17 protein-coding genes are annotated in these 22,293 nt (G+C 64.9%); 7 read left to right on the forward strand and 10 right to left on the reverse strand.

All coding sequences use genetic code 11. The features are described 5' to 3' along the window. Positions 1 to 188: 188 nt before the first annotated feature. The 3 genes from ACT3HL_RS10185 to ACT3HL_RS10195 form a co-directional block, all read right to left on the reverse strand. Positions 189 to 1,562, reverse strand: coding sequence for a geranylgeranyl reductase family protein (locus ACT3HL_RS10185; protein WP_445086719.1), 1,374 nt, complete (start codon positions 1,560 to 1,562; stop codon positions 189 to 191). 133 nt (positions 1,563 to 1,695) lie between these two features. Next, positions 1,696 to 3,078, reverse strand: coding sequence for a phosphomannomutase (locus tag ACT3HL_RS10190; RefSeq protein ID WP_445086720.1), 1,383 nt, complete (start codon positions 3,076 to 3,078; stop codon positions 1,696 to 1,698). Positions 3,079 to 3,192: 114 nt separating this feature from the next. After that, positions 3,193 to 4,113, reverse strand: coding sequence for an ATP-binding protein (locus ACT3HL_RS10195; protein ID WP_445086721.1), 921 nt, complete (start codon positions 4,111 to 4,113; stop codon positions 3,193 to 3,195). Positions 4,114 to 4,281: 168 nt separating this feature from the next. Between ACT3HL_RS10195 and ACT3HL_RS10200 the strand changes: the two genes are divergently transcribed. After that, entirely contained in the window at positions 4,282 to 5,910 is a 1,629-nt protein-coding gene (locus tag ACT3HL_RS10200) for a hypothetical protein (RefSeq protein ID WP_445086722.1), read from the forward strand. 39 nt (positions 5,911 to 5,949) lie between these two features. Next, positions 5,950 to 6,231 (forward strand): acylphosphatase, encoded by a 282-nt coding sequence (locus ACT3HL_RS10205; protein ID WP_445086723.1) that lies wholly within the window; start codon positions 5,950 to 5,952, stop codon positions 6,229 to 6,231. Positions 6,232 to 6,376: 145 nt separating this feature from the next. On the opposite strand, the gene ACT3HL_RS10210 is transcribed toward ACT3HL_RS10205, so the two are convergent. Genes ACT3HL_RS10210 through ACT3HL_RS10220 form a run of 3 tightly spaced genes read right to left on the reverse strand, consistent with a single transcriptional unit; the run spans position 6,377 to position 11,289 of the window. Continuing rightward, entirely contained in the window at positions 6,377 to 7,165 is a 789-nt protein-coding gene (locus tag ACT3HL_RS10210) for a helix-turn-helix domain-containing protein (RefSeq protein WP_445086724.1), read from the reverse strand. Next, positions 7,162 to 9,747 (reverse strand): MMPL family transporter, encoded by a 2,586-nt coding sequence (locus tag ACT3HL_RS10215; protein WP_445086725.1) that lies wholly within the window; start codon positions 9,745 to 9,747, stop codon positions 7,162 to 7,164. The genes ACT3HL_RS10210 and ACT3HL_RS10215 overlap by 4 nt, the downstream gene beginning before the upstream one ends. A 3-nt stretch (positions 9,748 to 9,750) precedes the next feature. Beyond that, positions 9,751 to 11,289, reverse strand: coding sequence for a COG1361 S-layer family protein (locus ACT3HL_RS10220; RefSeq protein ID WP_445086726.1), 1,539 nt, complete (start codon positions 11,287 to 11,289; stop codon positions 9,751 to 9,753). Between the two features lie 352 nt (positions 11,290 to 11,641). On the opposite strand from ACT3HL_RS10220, the gene ACT3HL_RS10225 reads away from it, so the two are divergent. From ACT3HL_RS10225 to mvaD, 5 genes are all read left to right on the forward strand, one after another. Next, complete coding sequence (locus tag ACT3HL_RS10225; protein WP_445086775.1) at positions 11,642 to 12,067, forward strand: DoxX family membrane protein; 426 nt, start codon at positions 11,642 to 11,644, stop codon at positions 12,065 to 12,067. A 321-nt stretch (positions 12,068 to 12,388) separates the two neighbouring features. After that, positions 12,389 to 13,156, forward strand: coding sequence for an IclR family transcriptional regulator domain-containing protein (locus ACT3HL_RS10230; RefSeq protein WP_445086727.1), 768 nt, complete (start codon positions 12,389 to 12,391; stop codon positions 13,154 to 13,156). A gap of 406 nt (positions 13,157 to 13,562) precedes the next feature. Then, a complete protein-coding gene (locus tag ACT3HL_RS10235) occupies positions 13,563 to 14,702 on the forward strand; it encodes an amidohydrolase family protein (protein WP_445086728.1) in 1,140 nt (379 codons plus the stop codon). A 2-nt stretch (positions 14,703 to 14,704) separates the two neighbouring features. Next, on the forward strand, positions 14,705 to 15,082 hold the full coding sequence (locus ACT3HL_RS10240; RefSeq protein ID WP_445086729.1) for a Rieske 2Fe-2S domain-containing protein: 378 nt from the start codon (positions 14,705 to 14,707) through the stop codon (positions 15,080 to 15,082). A gap of 57 nt (positions 15,083 to 15,139) precedes the next feature. Further along, the gene (gene mvaD, locus ACT3HL_RS10245) at positions 15,140 to 16,114 is read left to right on the forward strand and encodes a phosphomevalonate decarboxylase MvaD (protein WP_445086730.1); all 975 of its coding nucleotides are present in this window, start codon (positions 15,140 to 15,142) and stop codon (positions 16,112 to 16,114) included. A gap of 234 nt (positions 16,115 to 16,348) precedes the next feature. On the opposite strand, the gene ACT3HL_RS10250 is transcribed toward mvaD, so the two are convergent. The 4 genes from ACT3HL_RS10250 to ACT3HL_RS10265 are packed head-to-tail and all read right to left on the reverse strand — an operon-like array spanning position 16,349 to position 22,286. Continuing rightward, complete coding sequence (locus tag ACT3HL_RS10250; protein ID WP_445086731.1) at positions 16,349 to 17,686, reverse strand: phenylacetate--CoA ligase family protein; 1,338 nt, start codon at positions 17,684 to 17,686, stop codon at positions 16,349 to 16,351. 18 nt (positions 17,687 to 17,704) lie between these two features. Then, complete coding sequence (locus tag ACT3HL_RS10255; protein ID WP_445086732.1) at positions 17,705 to 19,765, reverse strand: hydantoinase B/oxoprolinase family protein; 2,061 nt, start codon at positions 19,763 to 19,765, stop codon at positions 17,705 to 17,707. Then, a complete protein-coding gene (locus tag ACT3HL_RS10260) occupies positions 19,762 to 21,948 on the reverse strand; it encodes a hydantoinase/oxoprolinase family protein (protein WP_445086733.1) in 2,187 nt (728 codons plus the stop codon). The genes ACT3HL_RS10255 and ACT3HL_RS10260 overlap by 4 nt, the downstream gene beginning before the upstream one ends. Continuing rightward, entirely contained in the window at positions 21,945 to 22,286 is a 342-nt protein-coding gene (locus ACT3HL_RS10265; protein ID WP_445086734.1) for an acetone carboxylase subunit gamma, read from the reverse strand. The genes ACT3HL_RS10260 and ACT3HL_RS10265 overlap by 4 nt, the downstream gene beginning before the upstream one ends. Positions 22,287 to 22,293: the final 7 nt, after the last annotated feature.

Genomic DNA, 22,293 nt, shown 5'->3' on the forward strand with positions numbered 1-22,293 from the left:
GCGGCAAGGAGCGTGAGGAAGAGGCAACTGTTGACAGTATCCCTGACGCGGCGCAGCGAAGCATACCGCGCTCGGTCCGGGAAACCCACGCCGAGAGAGCGTGTCCGACAAAGTTTGTTCTCGTCTCTTACCGGTGCGCGCCGCCAACGAGGTGGGCGCGCACCGGTGAATAGTGAGAACGAACAGTATCAGTACTTCGGGTCCGCGCCGGTGGTCTCGTAGATCTCGTCCATCAGGCGGTCGCGTTCGTCCTGCCAGACGTCGAGCGCCTCGGGTCGGCGCGGGTAGCGTCCGTAATGGCCCATCAGGTCGTCCGCGAGGCTCTTCGTCCGGTAGATGTGCAGAATCTGTCCCCAGTGCCCGAAGGACTCTTTCGCCGTCTTCGCGAGCAGCGCCGGACCGAAGGAGGTCGTCCCGGAGTACAGCGCCTCCGCGAGTTTCTCGCCGGGTAAGGAGGCCAAAAGTCCCATCAGGTCGTCGACGTCGACGGCGGTAGAGAGCACGTTGTAGACGTCGAGACCGGCGTATCGCCCGCCGAAGTGGTCCATCACGCGCTCGTTGTAGTGCCACAGCGCGTCCTCGCTCACGTCGCCCTCGGAGACGGCGCGGACGATCTGCTCGCCGGCGTAGGTCCCCGCGTAGGCCGCACCGGCGATCCCGCCGCCGGTCGTGGGATTGACGTGGCCGGCGGCGTCGCCGGCGGCGACGAACCCGGGCGCGACCGCCGAGTCGTAGGGGCGCCGCGTCGGCAGCGCCGCGCCGAGTTTGTCGGTCACGGTCGCGCCCTCGAACTCCGGGCGGTCCCGGAGGTCGCGCTTCAGGTCCTCGACGAGCTTCATCGGCTCCTCTGTCATCTGAAAGCCCAGCCCCGCGTTGATCGTCGTCTCGGTCCGCGGGAAGTACCAGAGGTAGCCCGCGGCGCGTTCAGTGGGTTTGAACACGAGCGCGTCGTCCCACTCGACCGGCTCGGGCACCTCCACGATCTCGCGGTACGCCGAGCAGAACTGCGAGTACGAGACGTTGGTGTCGAAGCGGGTGCCGTCGAAGTCCGTCTTGTCCTGCAGCAGCGAGAGCGAGCCCGCGCCGTCGACGACGACGTCCGCCTCGTAGCCCACGGCCGTCCCGTCGCGCGTCGCCCGCAGGCCCGTGACGGTGCCGTCGTCGTCTTGGACGACGTCTTGAACGACCGTGTCGTAGTGGAACTCCGCTCCCGCGTCGCCTGCGCCTTCGATTATCAGCCGACCGTACTCCCAGCGATCGACGACCGCCAGTTCGCCGGGGACCGGGATTTCGAGGACCGTGTCCTCCTGGGGAATCTCGAATCGTCCGTGGTCGACGTCGGTGTTCGTGAAGGCGCCCTCGATCTGCGATTTCGGGATCGATTCGGGGAAGGAGTCCGCGCCCTTCAGCGCGTCTCCGCAGGCGATGTGGCCGGCTTCCGCGGCCGATTTCCGCTCGACGACGACGACATCGAGACCCTCGCGGGCGACGGTGGCCGCCGCGTAGCAGCCGGCCGTCCCCGCGCCGACGACGACGACGTCGTACTCGTGGGAGGTACTCATCGTTCCGTCTCTCGCGCGCGGGCGGAAAACTCTTTATCCCTCGGGCGGACCGCCCCCCTCTGTCGGCCCTGTCCCTCTCGATCGCCAGAGAACGGACGAACACTGACGTCGCGATGGCGCGCTCACGTCGGAATTATGTCGCTCCGTCGACCGCGGCCGCGACGATCGAGCGCACCTCGTCGACGAGCGCGTCGACCTCGTCGGCCTCGCCGTAGACGCGGACGTACGGTTCGGTCCCGGAGGGCCGGACCAGCGTCCACGAGCCGTCCGGAAACTCGAGGCGGACGCCGTACTCGGTATCGACGCTCGCGTCCGGGAACGCCGCCGGGAGCGTCGATTCGAGCCGCTCCATCGCGCCGGCCTTCCGATCGTCCGGGCAGTCGACGCTGAGCTTCCGGTAGGGCCGTTCTCGCACCGGCCCCCGCAGGCCGTCGAGCCCCTCGGCCGCGACGAGTCGCGTCAGGACGGCCGCGCTCGCGATGCCGTCTATCCAGCCGCCGTGCGGGATGTGGACGTGCTTCCACGGCTCGGCGGCGAAGACGACGTCGCCGCCAGCGGCCCGCGCGGACGCGATCCCCTCGTGCAGCGCGCCGAGTCGGACGCGTTCGACGCGCCCGCCGGCGTCCCGCACCCGCTCGTCGATCCGCCCGGAGGCGTTCGGCGTCGTCACGACGACGGGATCCGCCGCGTCGGATGCGCCGACGAAGTGCGACGCGAGGATCGCGACGACCGTGTCCTCGTGGAGAATCTCGCCCTCGCCGTCGACGACGACGATTCGGTCGGCGTCGCCGTCGTGAGCGATGCCGAAGTCGAACTCGCCGTCCCGGAGGAACGCCCGGAGGTCCGCGAGCGTCTCCGGCGTCGGCTTCGACCCCCGCCCGGGGAAGTGGCCGTCGACCTGCCCGTTGAGCGTGACGACGCGCGCGCCGAGTTCCCGGAGGACCCGCGGCGTCCCGAGCGCGGCCATCCCGTTCCCGCAGTCGACGGCGACGTCGAGGCCCTCAGCGCTCGCCCCGTACCGTCGGGCGTACGCGACGACTGCGTCTCGGTACGCCGAGCGGACGTCGACGTCCTCGGCGTCGCCCCACGCGTCCCACGCGACCGGCGAGCGCTCGTCTTCGACGCGCGCTTCCACGCGCCGCTCGCGCTCGCGAGCGAACTCCTCGCCGTCGACGAAGGCCTTGATCCCGTTGTCCGCCGGCGGGTTGTGCGACGCGGTAAGCATCACGCCGTATCGACCCACGGAAGCGTACGCGAGCGCCGGTGTCGGGAGCACGCCGGCCCGGCGAACGTCCGCGCCGGCGGATTCGATACCCGCTTCGACCGCGGCCGCGAGCGCCGGGCCGGTCGTCCGGCCGTCGCGGCCGACGACCACCGCCGCAGACTCGTCACCACGCTCCGATCCCCCCGACGACACCGCCTCGGTGCCGATCGCACGCCCCACCGCGACCGCGAGTTCCGGCGTCACCCGCGTCCGCGCCGACCCGCGGATTCCGGCGGTCCCGAAGAGTTCCATACGCTATCTGCCCAGCCGATCGCCTATAAAATCACGCTTGTTCGGACGGGTCGAGAGGCCGGGGAGGGGCCGAGTCGAAGCCGTCAGTATGTGGCGAGGGCGCCTTCGGGCGCCTCACTCCGGCGACGACGCCTTCGGAAGCGTGATACGCGCGACCGACCCCTCCGGGTCGTTGTCGACGATGCGGATCTCGCCGCCCGACTCGACGATCGCCGCCCGCGCGACCCACAGCCCGATCCCCTGGGAGTGAAACAGCGGTTTCTCCTCGCCCTGCTCGATGACCTCCCGCTCGATCTCGGGGATGCCGGAGCCGTTGTCCGCGATGTCCAGGTCGATCGTGTCGTCGACCTCCGACCGGATCGAGATCCATATCGTCGGCGTCTCGGCGTCGTTGTGAACGGTGGCGTTCTCGAACAGCTCGAAGATCCCAACGCCGAGCCGACTGTGCGCGCGGACGAACCGCGGTTCCGTCATCTCCTTGTGAACGACCACGTCGGGGTGCTCCGCCTCGATCGCCGCGATCTGCTCGTCGAGAAGTGCGTTCAAATTCACGGGGTGGACCGAGTCTGACCGCTCGAGGACGATCTCACGCAGGTGGTGGGACTTCTCGCTCAGGCGGATCAGATCCTCGACGTTGCGCTCGATGACCGAGATCGCCTCGGCTTCGGACGGGTCCGCGTCCGCTCCGAGAAGTCCGATGTATCCCTTCACGACGTTGCAGGAGTTTCGGAGGTTGTGGCGGAGGATCCGGTGCAGGACCGCCGTCTGTTGAAGCGTCCGCTCAAGCTGTGAGTTCCGCGCGGCGAGCTCTTCTTCCCGGCGGGAAACGAGCCCGTATATCAGCGTGGACGACACGGCGACGAACACCCACCCCTTACCGGTCTGCAGTTGGGTGTACAGCTCCCTGTCAGCCACGAGGATCGCCAAGAGGCGATCCGAGAACGCGATCCAGCCCCCGCTCGTGATCGCGTAGAGGACCGTGATGCCGAGCGCCGACAGCGTGGCGAGCTCGGGGCGGCTGACGGGCCTATTCATTCCGATTACTTTGTATATCGACAGTCATAAAACCGGAGCATCCGGGGAGCGGTAATTAATAATTTTCTATTAAGTATACGGGCCGGTCCAGTGGTCCCCTCGCGAGTGTCGTCACGTGGCCCATAGAAGCGGGAGGGGATTTAATATCGTCCTACTTACATCGCGTGTATGGGTGTTATAGATCGTCTCTCGGCGGTGCCGTCCCGGTTCACGCTCGGGGGGTTGGGAGCGAGCGAGATACTCCTGACGACGCTGTCGTCAGACTACCTGACGGACGCCGTGGTCCTCGTGGCAGAGTCGGACCTCGGCGGGCTGGTCGCCATGCTCGCGGGGATGCTGTTCTTCGGCTACACGGTGTTCGAGTTCCTCCCGGAGGTGTTTCCCGACGAGATCGATACGGTGACTGAGCGAGTCGAGTACCGGCTGCTCGCGGCGGTGTTCGTCGTCGTCAGCGCGAAGGTTATGGAAGGCTTCGTCGGCGGAGCCGTGGATCCGACGCAGTTGACGCTCACGCTCTTGGCCGTGGCGGTGATCGCGCTCGCGATCGGGGTCCTCTACGTGGCGGCCATCGCGTACGGGGGCGGGGTCGATCTCGCGGCCGTCTCCGAGGTGGCCTACGAGCGACTCGACGTCGCGGATCCGACCGAGCGCGAGTGGACGGCCGGAGCCGACGCCTTTCGGACGCGACTCAGACAGGTCGTCACTGCGGGCGTGTTCCTCGCGATGCCACTGCCGTTCCTCGCGATCGGCGTCCTGACGGGCGATATGCTCTATCCGATGCCGGAGGTACTCGCGGTGTCTTGGGTGTTTATCGGCGCCGTCGACTTCCGGTCCGATCGCACGCTTACCGAGCGCCTGCCGCACCACGAACACGCGGACGTCGAGGGGAGCACCTTCGATCTGGTCGTCAACACCGTGCGGTCGAAGAAGGGGCTCCCGGTGGTCTTGGTCGCCCTCATCGGCCTCAGCACGGCGGTTATTCTGCTCAGCGTCGTGAGCAGCGAGGGACTCCTGTTCGCACGGCTGGCGCTGTACAACATCACGAGAGACTCGCTGTTCGCGTGGTCGACACTCGGAATGCTCCTCGTTCTGTTCGCGTCTGCGACGTTCGCCCTGTGGTTCTGGGTGCGGACCATCCGCCGCGTCCCGTCGTATCTGCGGGCGTGGAACGCCGCATACGCCGATTCGCCGCCCACCATCGAGGAAAGCGTAGAGCCCGTAACGCGACCGATCGGCGCGCTACTCCCGTTCGCGGCGGCGATGATCCCCGCGATGGTGTACCTCCAGACGGTCAGATTCGAGTATTTCTTCGGCGTTCGCAACGCGGTGCTCACCCTCTACGGTATCGTCTGGCCGCTGTCGCTGCTGTTGCTCGTGTGGGCCGTCCACCGGACGCGACAGACCGACCCGCAGCCGCCGCTTTCGGAGGGCCGTGTCCTCCCGGTCGCCCTCCTCGTGGGGTGGAGTTGGTTCATCGTCCTCGCTCCCGTTATCGCGTTTTTCAATCGCGCTTCCGGGATGCGGTACCCGACGTCGGCCGGCGGGGTCGCCGTCATCGGGCTCATCCTCTTTATCACTGTCTTTCAGTTCGTGTACCCGGATCTAACCGCACGTGCAACGGACGCCTCCGGGTGGCGCGCCCACCAGCACCGCCTCGTGATGATCGGTGTCGGAGCCCTCTGTGCGGTCGGTGCGCTGATCGACGTCCTACCGGGGTACGGACTGCTGCTCGGGCTTCTCTCCGTACTATTCGTTATTGCCCCCGTGTGGGAGGTCACGGTCGGGAAACTGTTCTGACGACAGCTTCTTTCCGGTTCCCACACGTACCTCCGATCAATGAGTGAGGACCGAATCAACGCACACGTCTTCGTCAGCGGAACCGTCCAAGGCGTCTACTACCGCGCGTCGACGCGCGATGCGGCCGAAGAGCGCGACGTCGACGGGTGGGTCCGAAACCTAGACGACGGGCGCGTCGAGGCCGTCTTCGAGGGCCCCGAGTCGGCCGTCGAGGAGATGATCGAGTGGTGTCACACCGGCAGTCCGGCAGCCTCCGTCGAGAGCGTCGAGGCGGAGTACGGGGAGCCGACCGGCGAGTCGGGTTTCCGTATTCGGTACTGAGCCGGAGCGTAAGAGACGACGCGACGAGGCGCTCCGCGACGGATCGGGTGCGCCGGTCACGCCGCCGATAATGATTGTTCTCGTCTCGTACCGGTGCGCGCCGCCAACGGGGTGGACGCTCACCGGTAACAAGTGAGAACAATCATTATGAGTCGTCCTCGCGGACGAGCGAGTCGATGCTCCCGCGGATCGCCCGCACGAGGATCTCGGCCATCGCGGTGTCCGCAGACCAGATTGCCGTCTCCTCGGCGGGGTCCGACGGCGAGACGGCGGACAGCAGGACAGCCCGGTCGTCGACGAGTAGCACCCGGCCGGTGTAATCCATCATCTGCGACTCCAGCGGTGCGGCGACGTCGACGCCGTCGACGGTGTCGAACGTCTCTCTGACCGTCGGGTCCTCGCTGATGACGCGTATCGCGACACCGACGTCGCGTCGGTCCGCCAGCGTCGAGAGGAGGTCGTCGGGAACGTACTCGGGTGCGGGCACGCCGAGGAGCACGGTGTCGGTCGCCTGTCGCAGGAGTTCGACCACCCGGCTGTTCACTGGTTCGCGTCCCCGGACGGTCCAGACGTCATCTCGCGTCTCCCGCTCAACCTGAGCGTGCCGCTGCGCCTCGAGGAACGAGAACGCCCGATCGGCCTCGGCGGTCAGTCGCTCCGCGAGCTGTCGGCGGGCCGTATCGAGTCCCACCGGCCGGTATCGCTTCGGCGTCGACTGTTGGAGCTCGACGAGTCCGATGTCTGCGAGTTCGTCTGCCGCCCCGTACACCTGCGAACGGGGCACGTCGGTCTCCTCGTGGATCTGCTTGGCCGTACCGACGCCGAGCCGCTGGAGCGCGACGAACACCTTGGCGGCGTAGTTCGACAGCCCGAGACGTTCGAGCGACTCGACGGCGTCGTGCTCGGACAGGTCGCCGTCGTCCGCGGGAGTCATGGGCGTCCCCCCTCGTCGGCCGTGTCCGTCGCCGCCGCGAACGGACGACCGCCGTCCGCTGCGTGGCCCGAACCGGAGCCCGGACCGGTGTCCGCGCCGGGATTCGGCCCCATCGGGACGCCCGGGTCGTCGTTGACGATCCGATCCCAGACGACGAGCGCCGACGGGAGGACCAAGAGCGACGCGAGGAAGGAGTAGACGATCGAGATGGCGGTAAGCACGCCGAACTGCCCGAGCACCGAGAGGACGGCGAGCACGAGGACGCCGATGCCGAACGCGGTCGTCGCCATGCTACCGAGGAGAGCCCCGCCGGTGCCGATGACGGTCCGCCTCAGCGCGGGCACCAGCGCGCGTTCGCGGCGCTCGTCGACGAAGCGGTGGACCACGTGGACCGAGTAGTCGATCCCCAGCCCGATCGTGAGCGAGAGGATCGTCGCCGTGAACGCGTTGAAGGAGATCCCGAGCAGGCGCATCGTGCCCGCGACCGACGCCACGGCGACGACGATCGGCATCAGGTTCGCGATGCCCAGAGAGGGAAGCCCTTCCAGCAGCCAGTAGATGAACACCAAGAACACCACGGTCAGCCCGAGCGCGAGCGCGAGACTCGTGATCGCGGACTCGAAGATGAGATCGGAGACCTCTTGGAAGACGACGATATCGCCCGTCGGGGTCGCATCGTACCTGAACCGGTCTGCGACCTCCTGCCCGGCCGCGGTCGCCTCGCTGTCTGAGGCGTCGGCGGAGACGGAGTACACGACCCGGGCGCTCCGGTGATCGTCGGCGAGGTACTGCGAGGCGCGGTCGCCCGCGGTCGAGGCCGCCAACTCGCGGTAGATCGTGTCCAGATTGTCGTCCGGAACCCCGTTGTCGTTCCGGTCGTTGCGCTCGACGAGCGCGGCGAACTCGGGGTCTTGGTCGGCCTGATCCTGAATGATCGTCACGATGCTCGTCGACTCGGCCCGGCGGTCACCGTCGTCGACGAACGCCGAGGGCGGGTTCTCGCCCGCGCGGTGGATCTGTTCGAGCGCGGCGTCGTTCTCCATTCGCCCCTCGACGTATATGGTGACAGATCCCCCCTGCGTGGTGGTGAACTTGTCCTCGAGGAAGTTCAGCGTCCCGACGACGCCGTAGTCGCTCGGCGCGAACGGCTCCGGCAGCGACTTCAAAAGCGGCGACACCTCCTCGGGCGGGAGGAAGTCCTCCTGGGTGAACGAGGTGTCGACGCCGGTCGCATAGCCCGCCGCTCCAGCGCTGAAAAGCAGCGCGAGGACGAGCATCAGCGCCGGCGCCTTCCGGGCGATCAGCACGCCGACGGCGAGGACTTCTCCGAGCTTCGAGCCCTCCTCGCCGAGCGGTCGCTGGCTGAACGTCGGGATCGGCCAGTCGTCGCGGCGACGGTCGAGCCACACCTTCGCGGCGGGCAGGAAGATGCCGAAGATGAGGAACGTGAAGATGATCCCGACGCCGGCGACGACGCCGAAATCCCGGATCGGCGGGAGGTCCGAGGCGAGATTCGAGAAGAAGCCGATGACGGTCGTGCCGGTGACGATGAAAAAGGCGACTAACAGCTGGTCCGTCGCCTTCTGCATCGCCGACTCGATGTCGAGGCCGGTCGCGCGGTCCTCCCGGTAGCGGTTGATCGCGTGGATCCCGAAGTCGATCCCGACCGCGAGCAGCAGCGGCGGGACCGAGATCATGATCTGGTTGAACGGAAGGCCCGCGAGGCCGAGGAATCCGAACGTCCAGATCACGGCCATCCCGAGCGAGACGACGCCGAGGAGGAGATCGAGGAGGTCGCGGTAGGCGACCACGAGAAAGCCCACGATGAGGAGGACCGCGGCGGGCGTGACGATGAGCAGCGAGTCGGTGATGACGGTCCCGAACTCGTCGGCGATGATACCGCTGCCGAAGACGGTGATGTCGGTGTCGAGTTCGGCGTCGATGATCCGCTGGGCGTCGTTCTGAATCGGCGTCAGGGGACTGTCGCCGGACTGTCCCGCGGTTCCGCCGCCGGCCCCGCCGGGTAGATCGTGCTGAACGACGCCGATCGTCGCCGACGCCGACGCGGACTTGGCGTTGAAATCGTTACTCACGGTGCCGGTGAGCGCGGGGTTGTCCGCGTTCTGACGGACTGCGCGGCGGACGTCGCCTTCGGTCGCGCGCTCGAGCGTCGTGATCTGCCGTTCGAGCGTCGTCGCCTCCGGATCGATCGTCTGCGCGACGAACGCCGCCGCCGAGGACGTGCTGGAGACGTACATATCGTCTCGCTCTTCGAGCGCCCGCTGGGCTCTGAGCATCGCGAGCATCGACTGCTTCGAGAGGACGTTGCGGTCGCGTTGGACCAGCTGCGTGCTGCCCGCGTCGTCGCCAAACACCGGGAGGAACTCGTTTTCGATCCGTTCGAGCGCGTTCGACGCCGGGATGTCCTCGGCGAACTGCTGGGTCCCCGCCTCCGTGGAGACGTTGCCGAGGCCGGCGGTGAACACCACCGTCACGAGCAGGAACGCCAGCATCACCTTCTTCGGGCGGTTGACGATGTTGTCGTCCGCCCAGTCGACGAAGCGCTGATAGTCGAGCCGCATCTGTCAGCCCTGTCGGCGGTAGTACAGGTACCCGCCGCCGAGAAGCGCCACGGCGGCGACGACGACGATCGGAACGATCGGGAGGCCGCCGTTGGCGTCGACCGTGACGTCGACAGGGATCTGGTAGGTGTCGGAGATGACCGTGTCGCCGTCGTCGTCGTCGTACTGGAAGTCCATCTTCACCGGGTACGTCTTGGCCGCCGCGTCGCTCCCCGCGCTCAACTGGAAGACGATCTCTCTGGACTCCCCGGGATCGAGGCGGTCGACGAACGCCTCGTCGTCGGAGGTCGAAAGCGGCGCGTCGGTGTAGATCTTCGCGGAGATGTCCGAGACGGGGTACTCGCGCGTGTTCGTCACGGTGAGTCTGAACTCGCCGCCCGACCCGGCGGTGAACGTTCCGTTGACGGGCTGGACGTCGAACTCGTCGGACTTCGGGCCCACGTCGACGCGCGTGGGCAGCGCGTTCGACGATCGGGCCGTGTCGTCCTGGTCCCAGTAGTTGACGCCGAGGTCGAACTGGCGGGGACCCGCCTGTGCGCTGCTCGTGACCTCGACATCGAAGGCGAATCCCGCGGACTCACCCGGGTCGAGCGATCCCACGGCGACGGACGTCTCGACGGGCGTGACGGTCGGTCCGGGGTCCTCGAAGACGACGACGGCGTTCTCGGCCGGCTGCGGGCCGGTGTTCGTGACCGTCCCCGAGAGCGTGTTCGTCTCGCCGACTCTGAGTGAGCTCTCCACCTCGGAGACGGAAAACGTCATCTCCGGGAGCGCCCGCATCGGGACGGTGATCGAGGGGCTCGAACCGGCGGTCCCGTCCGGCCGCTCGAAGTCGACCTGCGCGTCGAGCGAGTAGTTGCCGACTCGCGACGTCTCCGTGAGCGTCGTGTCGAACTCGAACGTCCGGTTCTCGCCCGTCGCCCACGAGTCGACGAACCGCGCCGTCGACTGCTCGGCGCCGAGCGAGACGCCCGGACTCGACGACGAGAGCGCGACCGTCGAATCGCGCGCGGCGGTGCTGCCGACGTTCCGCATCGTGACCTCGAGCGTTCCCTGCCCGTTCACGGTCGCGGTCGAGTCGGTGTCGACCACGGAGAACTGCGGTCCCGGTTTGACCCGCACGGTGACGTACTCCGTCGTTCGGCGTTCGACCGCCGATCCGGCACCGTTCTCGTACTCGTAGGTGAGCGAAAGCGGGATCCGGTAGGCTCCGCTCGAGACACCGGCCGGGACGTCCACCTGCAGCGTCAGGTCCGCCGGAACGCCGTCCGGCAGTTCGGACACGAACAGCTCGTTGGTCTCGACGTCGATCGGGCCCGTATCACGGGGGCGGATACGGACGCTCGTCGCCGTGCGGACGTCGTCGTCGGGGCCGTCCGGGTCGTTGATCAACTGGAACGAGACTTCGTTGACGCCGCCGGGTTGGAGCGTGGGGTTCGGCGTGACGGTTCGGAGGTCGGGGTTGGACGTGAGTCCGACGACGGGGACCGCCGACACGAGAAGCGATGCAACGATCAGGACGACGAATACCGTGCGTTTCATGGGTGGGGACCGGTTCCTGCCGTCGATCGAGTCCGCGGCAAACGGCCGATGGAGCGCGCGGACAGCGGGTCGATCGACGGTCGATACGTCGATGATCGGTCGGGACCCATATAAGGTGTTGTAAATTTCTACAAACAGTAATCGGGTTCCCGGCGTCGGCTCCAGCAACCACCAGTCACCGGTCCGTGAGCGTGAATACCCCCTCGGCAGTCAGTACGACGCTCCGCCGACGGGCCGATCGACGCGGTGGCGACGGTCGGTAACGTCGCTGTCACCCGGTGACGTCGATGTCGGGAAAACGATATATTAGTTCGTCTCGAAACCAACTAACGAGATGATATCAGATATCTCAATGACGGTGCTGCAGATCGAAGCGGGATCGACCGGAATCGCGTTCCTCGCGGGACGAGTCCTCTTCGGGGCCGTCTTGGCGTTCATGGGGCTGAACCACTTTATGAACGCCGAGGGAATGGCCGGGTACGCGGAAGCGAAGGGCGTTCCCGCGGCCCGCTTTTCGGTCGTGTTCTCCGGGGGGATGCTCCTGTTCGGTGGCCTCGGTATCGCGCTCGGCGCGTTCCCGGCGCTCGCCGCCGGAGCAGTCGCGCTGTTCCTCGTGGTTTCGACCCCGGCGATGCACGACTTCTGGGCCGTGCCCGAGGACCAACAGCAAGCGGAGATGACGAACTTCCTGAAGAACGTCGCGCTCCTCGGCGGGGCGCTCGTCTTTCTCGCGCTCTCGGGAACGGCGTGGCCGTACGCAGTCGGCCTCGGAGTATAAGCTATCGAACACAATTAGTGAATTTATTAGATAGTATAGAATATCGATAATTAAATTCAGATATCCGAAAATAAACCGATTTTGAGCCTCTAAACAAGGCCACCTATATATTTTCTATTTTTTATTTCTACCATATACTATACATTTTTACATTTCCATCAAGATCGTCGTGGGCTATGAGCAGTTTTCATATCGACCCCCGAGTTTCTCGATCTGTAAGCGAAAGGGAACGTCTACTTCGATATATGGGAAATGACTCAGTGGACATTCACCGGACGAGCGACACAAACGTTATATATCGTCTCGTGGGAATACGCGGCTATGGAGCAGCCCCAGCCCCCCAACCGAACCATCAAATCCGCGGTTCGGGCCTTCGCCATCGTGGAGGCGGTCCAGCGAATGGGCTCTGCGACCTTCACCGAACTCTCCGAGGAGTTCGACGTCTCCGACAGCACGCTGTACGATTATCTCGAAACGCTCACGTATCAGGGGTACCTGGCGAACGACGACGGAAAGTACCGACTGACGCTTCGATTTTTCGACCTCGGCGTGTCGGCGCGGGATCGGTTTCCCGTGTACGAGAAGGCGCGGTCGGCGCTGAAGAAGACCGCCGAGGAGAGCGGAGCCGCGGTCTGGTTGATGGTCGAAGAGGCCGGGAAAGTGGTCTATCTCGACAGGGAGATGGGCGATCAGTCCATCGAAACTCACGAGCGGCTCGGAAAGCACGAGTACATGCACTGTATGGCCTCGGGCAAAGCGATGCTGGCGTTCTCGCCCGCAGAGCACGTCGAGAACGTCGTCGATCGGTACGGGCTCCCCGAGCGCACGCACGAGTCGATCACGACGATGGCGGAGCTCACCGACGAACTCGAAACGATCCGCGAGCAGGGGTACGCGATCAACGAGCACGAGACGGCGGAGGGCGTTTCCGCCGTCGCCGCGCCGATCACGGCCAACGGTCGGGTCTACGGCGCGGTCGCGATCGCCGAGCCCGTCGCGAAGGTCCGTAACGAGGCGCGGCGCCGGAAGTTGATCGAGTGGGTCACGACGGCGTCCAACGAAATCGAACTCAAACTGACGTACGAGTAGGCCGAACAGACACCGTCGCGTGTCGACCGAGACGTTTTCATAACAGGAGTACGGATGTTAGATGAGGACGGGGAGACGCGTCTAATTTCGATATATACGAAGTCCGAGGTTCGTGATTCGATGCGATGAACCGCGCTGTTTGGTATGCACTCACACGCAAATGAGTCACTGATTGCCGGTTGACCGCGTCGAATGAGCGATTGCCGAAATGAGGCGGTTTCGCGTATACGAACATTAATTTCCCCTATACCGAAATGGTTCGGTATTCGCGTGGAAGAACTCACGTCCGGCGGGACGCGGGAAACGGTCTATCGCGACGGACCAATTACCGAAACGGACCTATGACAGACTGAATGCGGACTCCGATACCAAAGAATATATAATGTATAACATCCACATTCCGAATATGGAATCCTCGATACGGAGATTGGACTCCAACCTAGAAGTGCCCGAGGAGGCCGCCGACGTGGAAGTAATCGACTTGGACTTCCACGTGAACCCCTTAGAGGAAGAGCTCCGCCCCTACGTCGAAGACGATCGCGCGCTCGATCGCCTCTCGACGGAGTTCGGGATGTGGCCGATGCCCGACAAGTGGGATGCGGCGTACGCGATCTCGGAGGGTACGGAGGGACTGTTCACGCAGGGTCGAGCCGAGTACGCGGAGGACGTCCGGGAGGCCTGCGAGAAGTTCTCCATCGACATGCCGATCGTCAACGCCGGCCTCAATATGCTGCCCCAGCAGCACCACCCGGTGCTGAAGAACGCCGTGCTGGAGGCCGGGAACTCGTACATGCTCGATCACTTCGTCGACGAGGGAATGCCCACGGCGCTGTCGATCGCGAAGTGGGACATCGATCACGCGCTCAAGGAACTCGACCGGTGGGGCGACGAAGACAACGTCGTCGCGGCCTACAGCTGGTTCGATCCGCGACGCCCGTGGGGCATCGAGGAGTTCGATCCGGTGTTCGAGAAACTGGAATCGCTCGGCCTCCCGCTGCTGCTCCACGGGTCGCTCGCGTTCTGGCCGCAGCACTCCTACGTCGGCGACGAGATGCTGACCTGGACGGAGGTGCTCGGCTTCGACTGGCCGATGCACGGGATGGTGAACACGGTCAACATGATTATGCGCGGGGTCTTCGACCGGTACCCCGACCTGAACGTCGTGTTCCAAGAGGCCGGCCACTGGTGGCTCCCGTTCGCCCGCTACCGGATGGACGAGTTCTACGAGATGCACCCCGAGGACATCCAGATCACGCCGCGGAAGTTCGAGGACGAGGAGCACTACCTCAATCGCCCCCCGAGTGAGTACCTGCGTGACAACATCTACGTCTGTACGCAGCCGTTCGCGCTGCCGCGCCGTGCGGGCGAGGCAAAGAGTATGCTGGACACCAGTATGGCCCGAGACACGTTCATGTACTCCTCCGACTGGCCGCACCAGACGCTCGATCCGCCGACGTGGTTCTTCACCAGCCGGGCCTTCACCGACGACGAGGAGCTCCGGGACAACATCCTGCACCAGAACGCGCGAGACATCCTTCGACTCTGACCATGCCTGAAGAGACACCAATCGACGACGATTACACCAAGGTGGCGACTGTCGACGAGATCGAAGCCGGACGCGGAATCGCAGTCGACGTGGACGGGATCGAAATCGCGATATTCAACGCCGACGGGGAGTTCTACGCGATCAGTAACCGCTGTTCGCACCAGAACGCCCCGATGTGCAAGGCCGGCGAGAAGAAGATCAACGCCGACCACACGTGGACGGAATCGCGCGGCGGCGTCAACGCGGAGGCGTGCACCGTCTCCTGCCCGTGGCACCTCTGGGAGTGGGACCTCGAGACCGGGAAGAACGAGGCGTCCGGCCAGCGGATCGCGACGTTCGACGTCGCCGTCCGCGAGGACGACATCTTCGTTCAGATCTGAACGGCCCGCCGCTCCGGCACCGGGACGTTTAACCTCGCGTCGCTCTCGCCTATGGGTATGAAAGCCACCGCGAAAGCCCACCCGATTCAGGGACTGATCAAGTACCACGGGATGCGAGACGAGGCGCGCCGCCTCCCCTATCACGACAGCATCAGCGTCTGCACCGCCCCGAGCCGGACGACGACGACTGTCGAATTCCGACCGGACGCGCCGGAGGACATCTACGTACTCGGCGACGAGCGGATCGAGGGCCGCGGCGCAGAGCGCATCGACGCCGTCGTCGAACACGTCCGGGAACTCGCGGGGATCGACCACGCGGTGCGCCTCGAGTCGGAGAACTCCTTCCCCTCGAACATCGGGTTCGGCTCCTCGTCGTCGGGGTTCGCCGCGGCCGCGATGGCGCTCGCGGAAGCCGCGGGGCTCGAGCTGACGCGCCCGGAGGTTTCGACGATCGCCCGCCGGGGCTCGTCGTCTGCCGCGCGGGCAGTCACCGGCGCGTTCTCCCAGCTGTATTCGGGGATGAACGACACCGATTGCCGCTCCGAGCGGATCGAGACCGACCTCGAAGACGAACTCCGGGTCGTCGCCGCGCACGTTCCCGCGTACAAAGAGACCGAACAGGCGCACCGGGAAGCGGCCGAGAGCCACATGTTCCAAGCGCGGTTGGCGCACGTCCACCACCAGATCGACGCGATGCGGGACGCGCTCTATGCGGACGACTTCGATCGGGCGTTCGAGCTCGCAGAGCACGACTCGCTGTCGCTGACTGCGGCGACGATGACCGGCCCCGCCGGCTGGGTCTACTGGCAGCCGGACACCATCGCCGTTTTCAACGCGGTCCGGAAACTGCGTGACGAGCGGGGGATACCCGTCTACTTCTCGACGGATACCGGCGCGAGTGTCTACGTTAACACGACCGCCGAACACGTCGAGACCGTCGAGTCGGCTGTGGCCGACGTCGGCGTCGACACCGACGTTTGGGAGGTCGGCGGCCCGGCGGAAATCCTGTCGGCGTCGCGGTCGCTGTTCTGAGCCGCCGAGCAGAGGTACGGGAGCATATCTCGGCCATCGGTTCCCGCCTGTCCAGCGGGGGTTCGTCGACAAAAACATCATTTGAAAATACAGTTAGTCAGAAATATAGTTCTTCGATCTGCTACTTCGGTCCGCCGTTCACATCGGGATCGAAACCTCCAGCGTCAAACGCAGCTTCCACGCCGGTTCTGGACCCGAAGCGTCTCTCGTCGATCGAACCCAGCGAAACAGCGCCTATCGCTCCGTATCGACCTCCACGAGGGACGTCTTGTACTCCGAAAGTTCGATCGCAGACTTCGACACCGGCGTCGGGTCGATCCGGACCTTGAGTCGAGATCGAACGCTTTCGACCGCTTCATCGACGATATCGCTCGGATCACGGTTCGATCCGGGGTCCATCACGATGGTCACGGGTATCGGCGACTCGAAGTGAACAGTACCCTCCGAAGGGATCTTCACTCGCGCGTACGGGAGGGCACCGTCGATTCCGGAAATAACGTCTCGAATCGCTGATGGGAACACGTTCATCCCTTTGTAGATGAGCATCTCGTCGACGCGGCCGATACACTGCATCCGCGGCGATGTCCGCCCGCACGAACAGGTCGTCCCGGTCACGCGGACGTAATCGCCCGACCGGTATCGTAGCAGGGGGGTCGCTTCCCGCCCCAACGGCGTGTAGACGAGTTCGCCTTCGGCTCCCCGCTCGAACGGGAGCACGGTCTCTGTATCCGGATCGAGTAATTCCACGTGAGCGTGCCCCTGCGCGCAGTAGTGCATCCCGTCCTCCGCCTCGCACTCCGCCCACATACACCCGATCACGTCGCCGAGGCCCATCAGTTCACGGACGAGGGTGGCGTCCCAAGCCTCATAGAGCGTCTCACGGATCTCGGGGGTGGCGATCCCCGGGCCACCGCCCCCGATCAGCTTGATCGCCGGCAGCTCGTCGACACCGCGATCGAGAATCTCGGGAGCGCGCTCGGTGAGGTACCGGAGGTGTGAGGTCGTCGTGAAGAGAACCGGTGCGTGGAGGTCGGTGAGGGCGGACAGCAGTCGTTCCGTAGACCCGCCACCGGCTGGGACGACATTCGCCCCCAAGCGCGTCATCGCCTCGAAGTACGGTGTCCCCCCGGGAACCATCGTCTGTCCGACGCCGAAGATCACCGTCTCCTCGGGACGGATGCCGGTGGCGTGGAAACAGCGCTGTATCACCGTGTTCCAGTGCTCACGGTCGCCTGCGGTCAACCCGAAGTAGGTCGGCTTGCCGGTCGTCCCCGACGAGGAGATCGTTCGGCTCAGCGCCTCAGTCGGCACGGCCTGATGGCTCCCGAGAGGCTGTTCAGGCGATGTGTCGACCTGATTTCGCCGTTCGTCGTCCTTCGTCGTAAAGGGGATCTCTCGGAACCCCGACAGCGTGGTGATCGCGGTCGGGTCGATTCCCCACTCGTCGAACTTCGCTCGGTAGTACTCGGAGTTCTCGGCGAGGTACGCGAGCTGCTCAGTCAGTAGCGACTCGTGGCGCGCCACGACCTCGTCCCACGGCTCCGTTTCGATCTGATCGTATGGTTCGGTCATAAATGATAGCCCCGATGGTTACATCCGTAGCACGGGACCTTCCTTCTCCGCGTCGGGCCAGCTACCGTAGTGATCGAGGATCTCTTCGGGCGGTCGCTTGTCCGACCACTCTTTTTGGAACTCGTCGAACGGCACCGCCTCTTCGAGACGCTGTTCGCGGTATCGTTCGCGACGCTCGGCCGTCGCCGCCTCGTCGACGGTCAGCGACTCCTCGTCGTATTCGATCTCGTAGATGTTCTCGGCCGCCCAGTGCGAGACGCGGTCCGCTTCGATGTCCTCCATCACGGCCTCGGGATCGCGTTCGAGGGCGTCGCCGTACCCGCACCCGCCCCCGGAGTGACCGACGAACAGGTCCCCGTTCTGGTAGGGCTTCGATTCCCGGACGTGGTTCGTGACGTTGTAGTCCCCGTCGAGCGGCTGTTCCTGTAGGAGTTCGATGAGGTCGTCGGGGACGTACTCCCCGTTTGCCATCCGCTCTTTCAGATCCGAATCCGTGATCGTGATCCCCGGGATCGTGCGGGGTGGATACCCGCCGAAGAGCCCCTGTCCGGTCACGAGCTTCGAGTTGTGACAGATCGACAGCCACTCCACCGCCGGCACGTGGTGCTGCATATAGGCCAGTTGCATTCCGATCCCGCCGCGGTGCTTACCGTGGCCACAGGAATCGGTCCCGTGCCGGAAGTACTGGTGGGTGAACGGGTACTCGTTCTCGACGAACTCCATGTTCGAGGCGTGACCGAACGGGCACCACGGGAAGATCGCCTCGTCCTCGCCGTCCCGACGGGCCTGCCCGCCGGTGCCGTCGGTGTTGAGCGCGTGCGACATCAGGTCGGCGACCGGCTCACCGTGCTGGCTGATCGCGCCGAACGCGTATCCCGCACCGGTGTTGGCCATCGGAGCCGTGACGTGCTCGTTCTCCGTCTCGTCGTCGTACATCGACCGCGAGAACAGCGTCGTGGTCGAATCCATCACCACTTGGTTAACCATCACGGCCTGAACAGTGGCCGCCTCGGCGTCCGGATAGAGGATCGAACCCTTCGGGATCTCGAAGTCTATCAGGTCGTAGGTCCCGTTGCTCTTCGGGAGGTCGTGGAAGGGAACGCTGAAGAGATAGTTCGCCGTGTGCGCGATCGATGCGACCGGTTGGGAGTTGAACGAACCGTCGTTTTCCGGCGACGTCCCGGTGTAATCGATCGATATCTCCGGGCCCTCCTTCTCCATCGTGGCGTTGAGTCGCCAGAGCCCATCCTCGTAGCCGACGGAGTCGGCGAAGTGGACCGTACGGAAGGTCCCGTCGTTCCAAGAGTCGACCCGTTTTTTCGCCCCTTCGCGGGACTCCTTGATGTTGCGTCGGATGAGGCCCTTGAAGAAGTCGGCCCCCCGCTTGTCGATGATGAGCTCCTTCACCCGGCGTCTGACCCGGTCACAGGTCGTCAGGCGAGCGCGGAGGTCGATCTCGTGCATCCGGGGCGCTCGCGAGATGAAGTTCTTCTGCATCTCGACCATATCGCTTTTGAGCTGGTAGTTCTCACCGATCTTGATCGGCGAGAGCTTCATCCCCTCATCGTGTCGGGTCCGAGCGGAGATCGGCATACCACCGGGCTCGATCGCGCCGGTCTCGGTCGTGTGTACCGCGGCCGAGACCCACGCCATAATCTCGCCCTCGTCGAATATGGGCATAAACGCGATCTGGTCGGGGTTGTGGATACCGCCGTAGAGCGCGTCGTTCGCATAGAAGACGTCACCCGGCTCGACGCCGACCGTCTCGTCGTCGGCGAAGTTGTTGATGACGTACTTCAGCGGCGGGATCCCCGTGACGACGTGGAGATACGCTCCCGCCGCCGAGTCGATGAGGTCGCCGTCCGGCGTGTAGATGGCAACCGCGAGGTCGCGGGCGGCGATGAACTGCGAGACGCCCGAGCGCACGAACACCTCGATCCCCTCATCGAGGATCAGCCGCAGGCGCTCGGAGTAGATCTCGTAGTCGCCGTGGTCGAGTTCGTCCATACAGGCCAGTTCCTCAGCCGACGGCTCTTCGAGGTCGAGCCAGTCGATCAGTTGGTCGCGATTGACAGTCATTGGGTCTCTCCAGTGGGTGCTTGGGTGGTCGAGCCGGCGTCGGTGCCGGCCGTCTGTTCGAGGATGCCGTTGCGATAGGTATCGAGGCGATACGTCCACCCCGCGGGGACAGCGGTCGTGGTGTAGTCGGCGTCGACGACCGCCGGACCGTCGATCGCCATTCCGGGGCGGAGGTCGTCGTAATCAAAGACCGCGGTCGAGCGGTATTGATCGGCTTCAGCCCACAGGATCTCCCGCTCCCCGTTGCGCGCCGGTTCCGGCGACGACTCTTCGACCGGTTCGGTCGGCAGGTCGATGTCGGGGCTGTCGACGCGTGCCTTCAGCGCGAAGTTCTCCACGGTGATGCCGTGTTCGGGCGTCACCGAGTACGAGGAGAACCGCTCGGTGTACTGTTCGATGAAGTGCTCACAGATCGCCTCGACGTCGGATTCGTCGTGGACTTCGAGCCGGGGCGAGCCGACCCGGGCGACGTGGATCTGTCCGCCGAACCGCATATCGAGTTCAAGCTCGTACGTGATGTCGTCGGGATCGTACCCCTCGCTCTCGATATCGCGTCGTCCCTTCGCTTTCAGGTCGTCGACGACGCCGTTGAATTCGTCGTAGTCGACGTCGTACGTGGGCTCTTCGCCCGAGTCGCGGAGGAACATCGACCGGGACTGCTCGTAGATGTGCAGCGTGTCCATCGTGGCCGAGCCCATCGCACAGAACACCGGCGAGTACGGCGTGGTGACGACGGTGTCGATATCGAGATACGACGAGAACGACGCCGCGTGCAGCGGGCCCGCACCGCCGAAGCTGTAGAGAATGAACTCCCGCGGGTCGTGGCCGCGGAGCATCGTCTCCTTTCGGACCGTATTCCCCATGTTTCCGTCGGCGATCCGGCGGATGTTCCGTGCGGCCTCGGTGACCGACATCCCGGCGGGATCGGCGACGTGGGTCTCGATCGCCTCCTCGGCGCGGTCCACGCTGAGACTCTGATTGCCCGCGTAGAACTTTTCGGGGTCGATGAACCCGAGCACGACGTCGGCGTCGGTGACTGTCGGCTCGGTTCCGCCGCGGTTGTAACAGGCCGGTCCGGGATCCGCGCCGGCGCTCTCGGGACCGACTTCGAGCCGGCCGCCGAGCTCGTCGTTGACCGACGCAATCGATCCCCCGCCCGCGCCGATCGATTTCGACTCGATCATCGTGCCCGAGACCCGCCACCGGTCGATGATCGGCTCGAACTCGTAGGACTGAACCCCGCCGCCGGTGAGGATGCCGATATCGAAGCTCGTTCCGCCCATGTCAGTCACGACGGCCTTCTCGTAATCGAGCACGTCACAGAGGAACTCGCCGCCTTTGAGTCCCGCGACCGGGCCGCCGTTGAACGTCTCGACGGCGGTCGTCTTGTAGGATTCGGCCATCCCGCCGGTGTTGTGCAACATCTGGACGTCGCCCTCGTAGCCGAACGCCTCCAGTCGTTCCTTGATATCGGCGATGTGCTCCTGCATCAGCTCCGAGAGGTACGCATCGAGCAGCGTCGTGTTCGTCCGTTCGTACTCCTGTTTGGTCGGCATCACCTCCGAAGAGAGGAACACGGGGATGCTTCCGAGGTACGAGGGCGGGTACTCCTCGCGGACGAGTTCGCGGATCCGCTGTTCGTGATCGGGGTACTCGTAGGACCACAGCAGGTTGACCACGATCGCCCGCGCGCCCCGGTCGACGAGGTCCCGAATCTGTTCGCGGGCGTGGTCCTCATCAAGCGGGCGCAACACGGTCCCCTCGCTGTCGACGCGTTCGCGGATCCCGTTCGTTCGGGCGTCGGGGACGAGGTACTCCGGCTTCTTCGCGTCGGAGATGTTGCGTTGTTCGCTATCGGTGAGCCCGTCCGCCCATCGCGGCCCGCGGCCGATCTGCGGGTAGTCCTGCACGCCCGCGGTGGTGAGCAACCCGAGTTTTGGGCCCTTCCGTTCGATCAGCCGGTTCATCGCCGTCGTCGTGGAGTACCGAATGGAGTCCACGTCGGAGATGAGGTCCTCGAGGCCGACGTCGAGTTGGGCCGCGCACTTTCGGATCCCCTGGAAGAAGCACTCCGACATATCGTGCTCCGTCGTCGGCGTCTTCGCCGAGACGGCCTCGCCGTCGTGCAGCGTGAAACAGTCAGTGAACGTCCCACCCGCGTCGATGTTGATCCGCGTCGTCATTGTGACCCCTCGTGGCGCTCGATCAGTTTGTCGATGTCCAGTTCAGTGTCGTGGGTGATCGGATGGCCCGGCGGGAGATATTCGTTCTCGATCATCGTCCCGCAGCCGGGGCAGTAGAACTCCACGATTCGAACCCAGTCTGGGTCCGGTGCGAACGAGTACTCCTCGTTCTCGATCAACGGGCGATGCACCTCGTGTGGGTGTCGTTCGCGGACCAGACACCCGCGTTTGTAGTTCTCTTCTGCCGGTGCGATGGTCTCGGAACACTCCGTGCAAGTCCACGTCCGGTCCTCGAGATCGATCTCTAGGTATTCGGTGATTCGTTTTGTCGCGCTCATCTGTAGG

It is taken from the genome of Halobellus sp. GM3 (assembly GCF_052545375.1).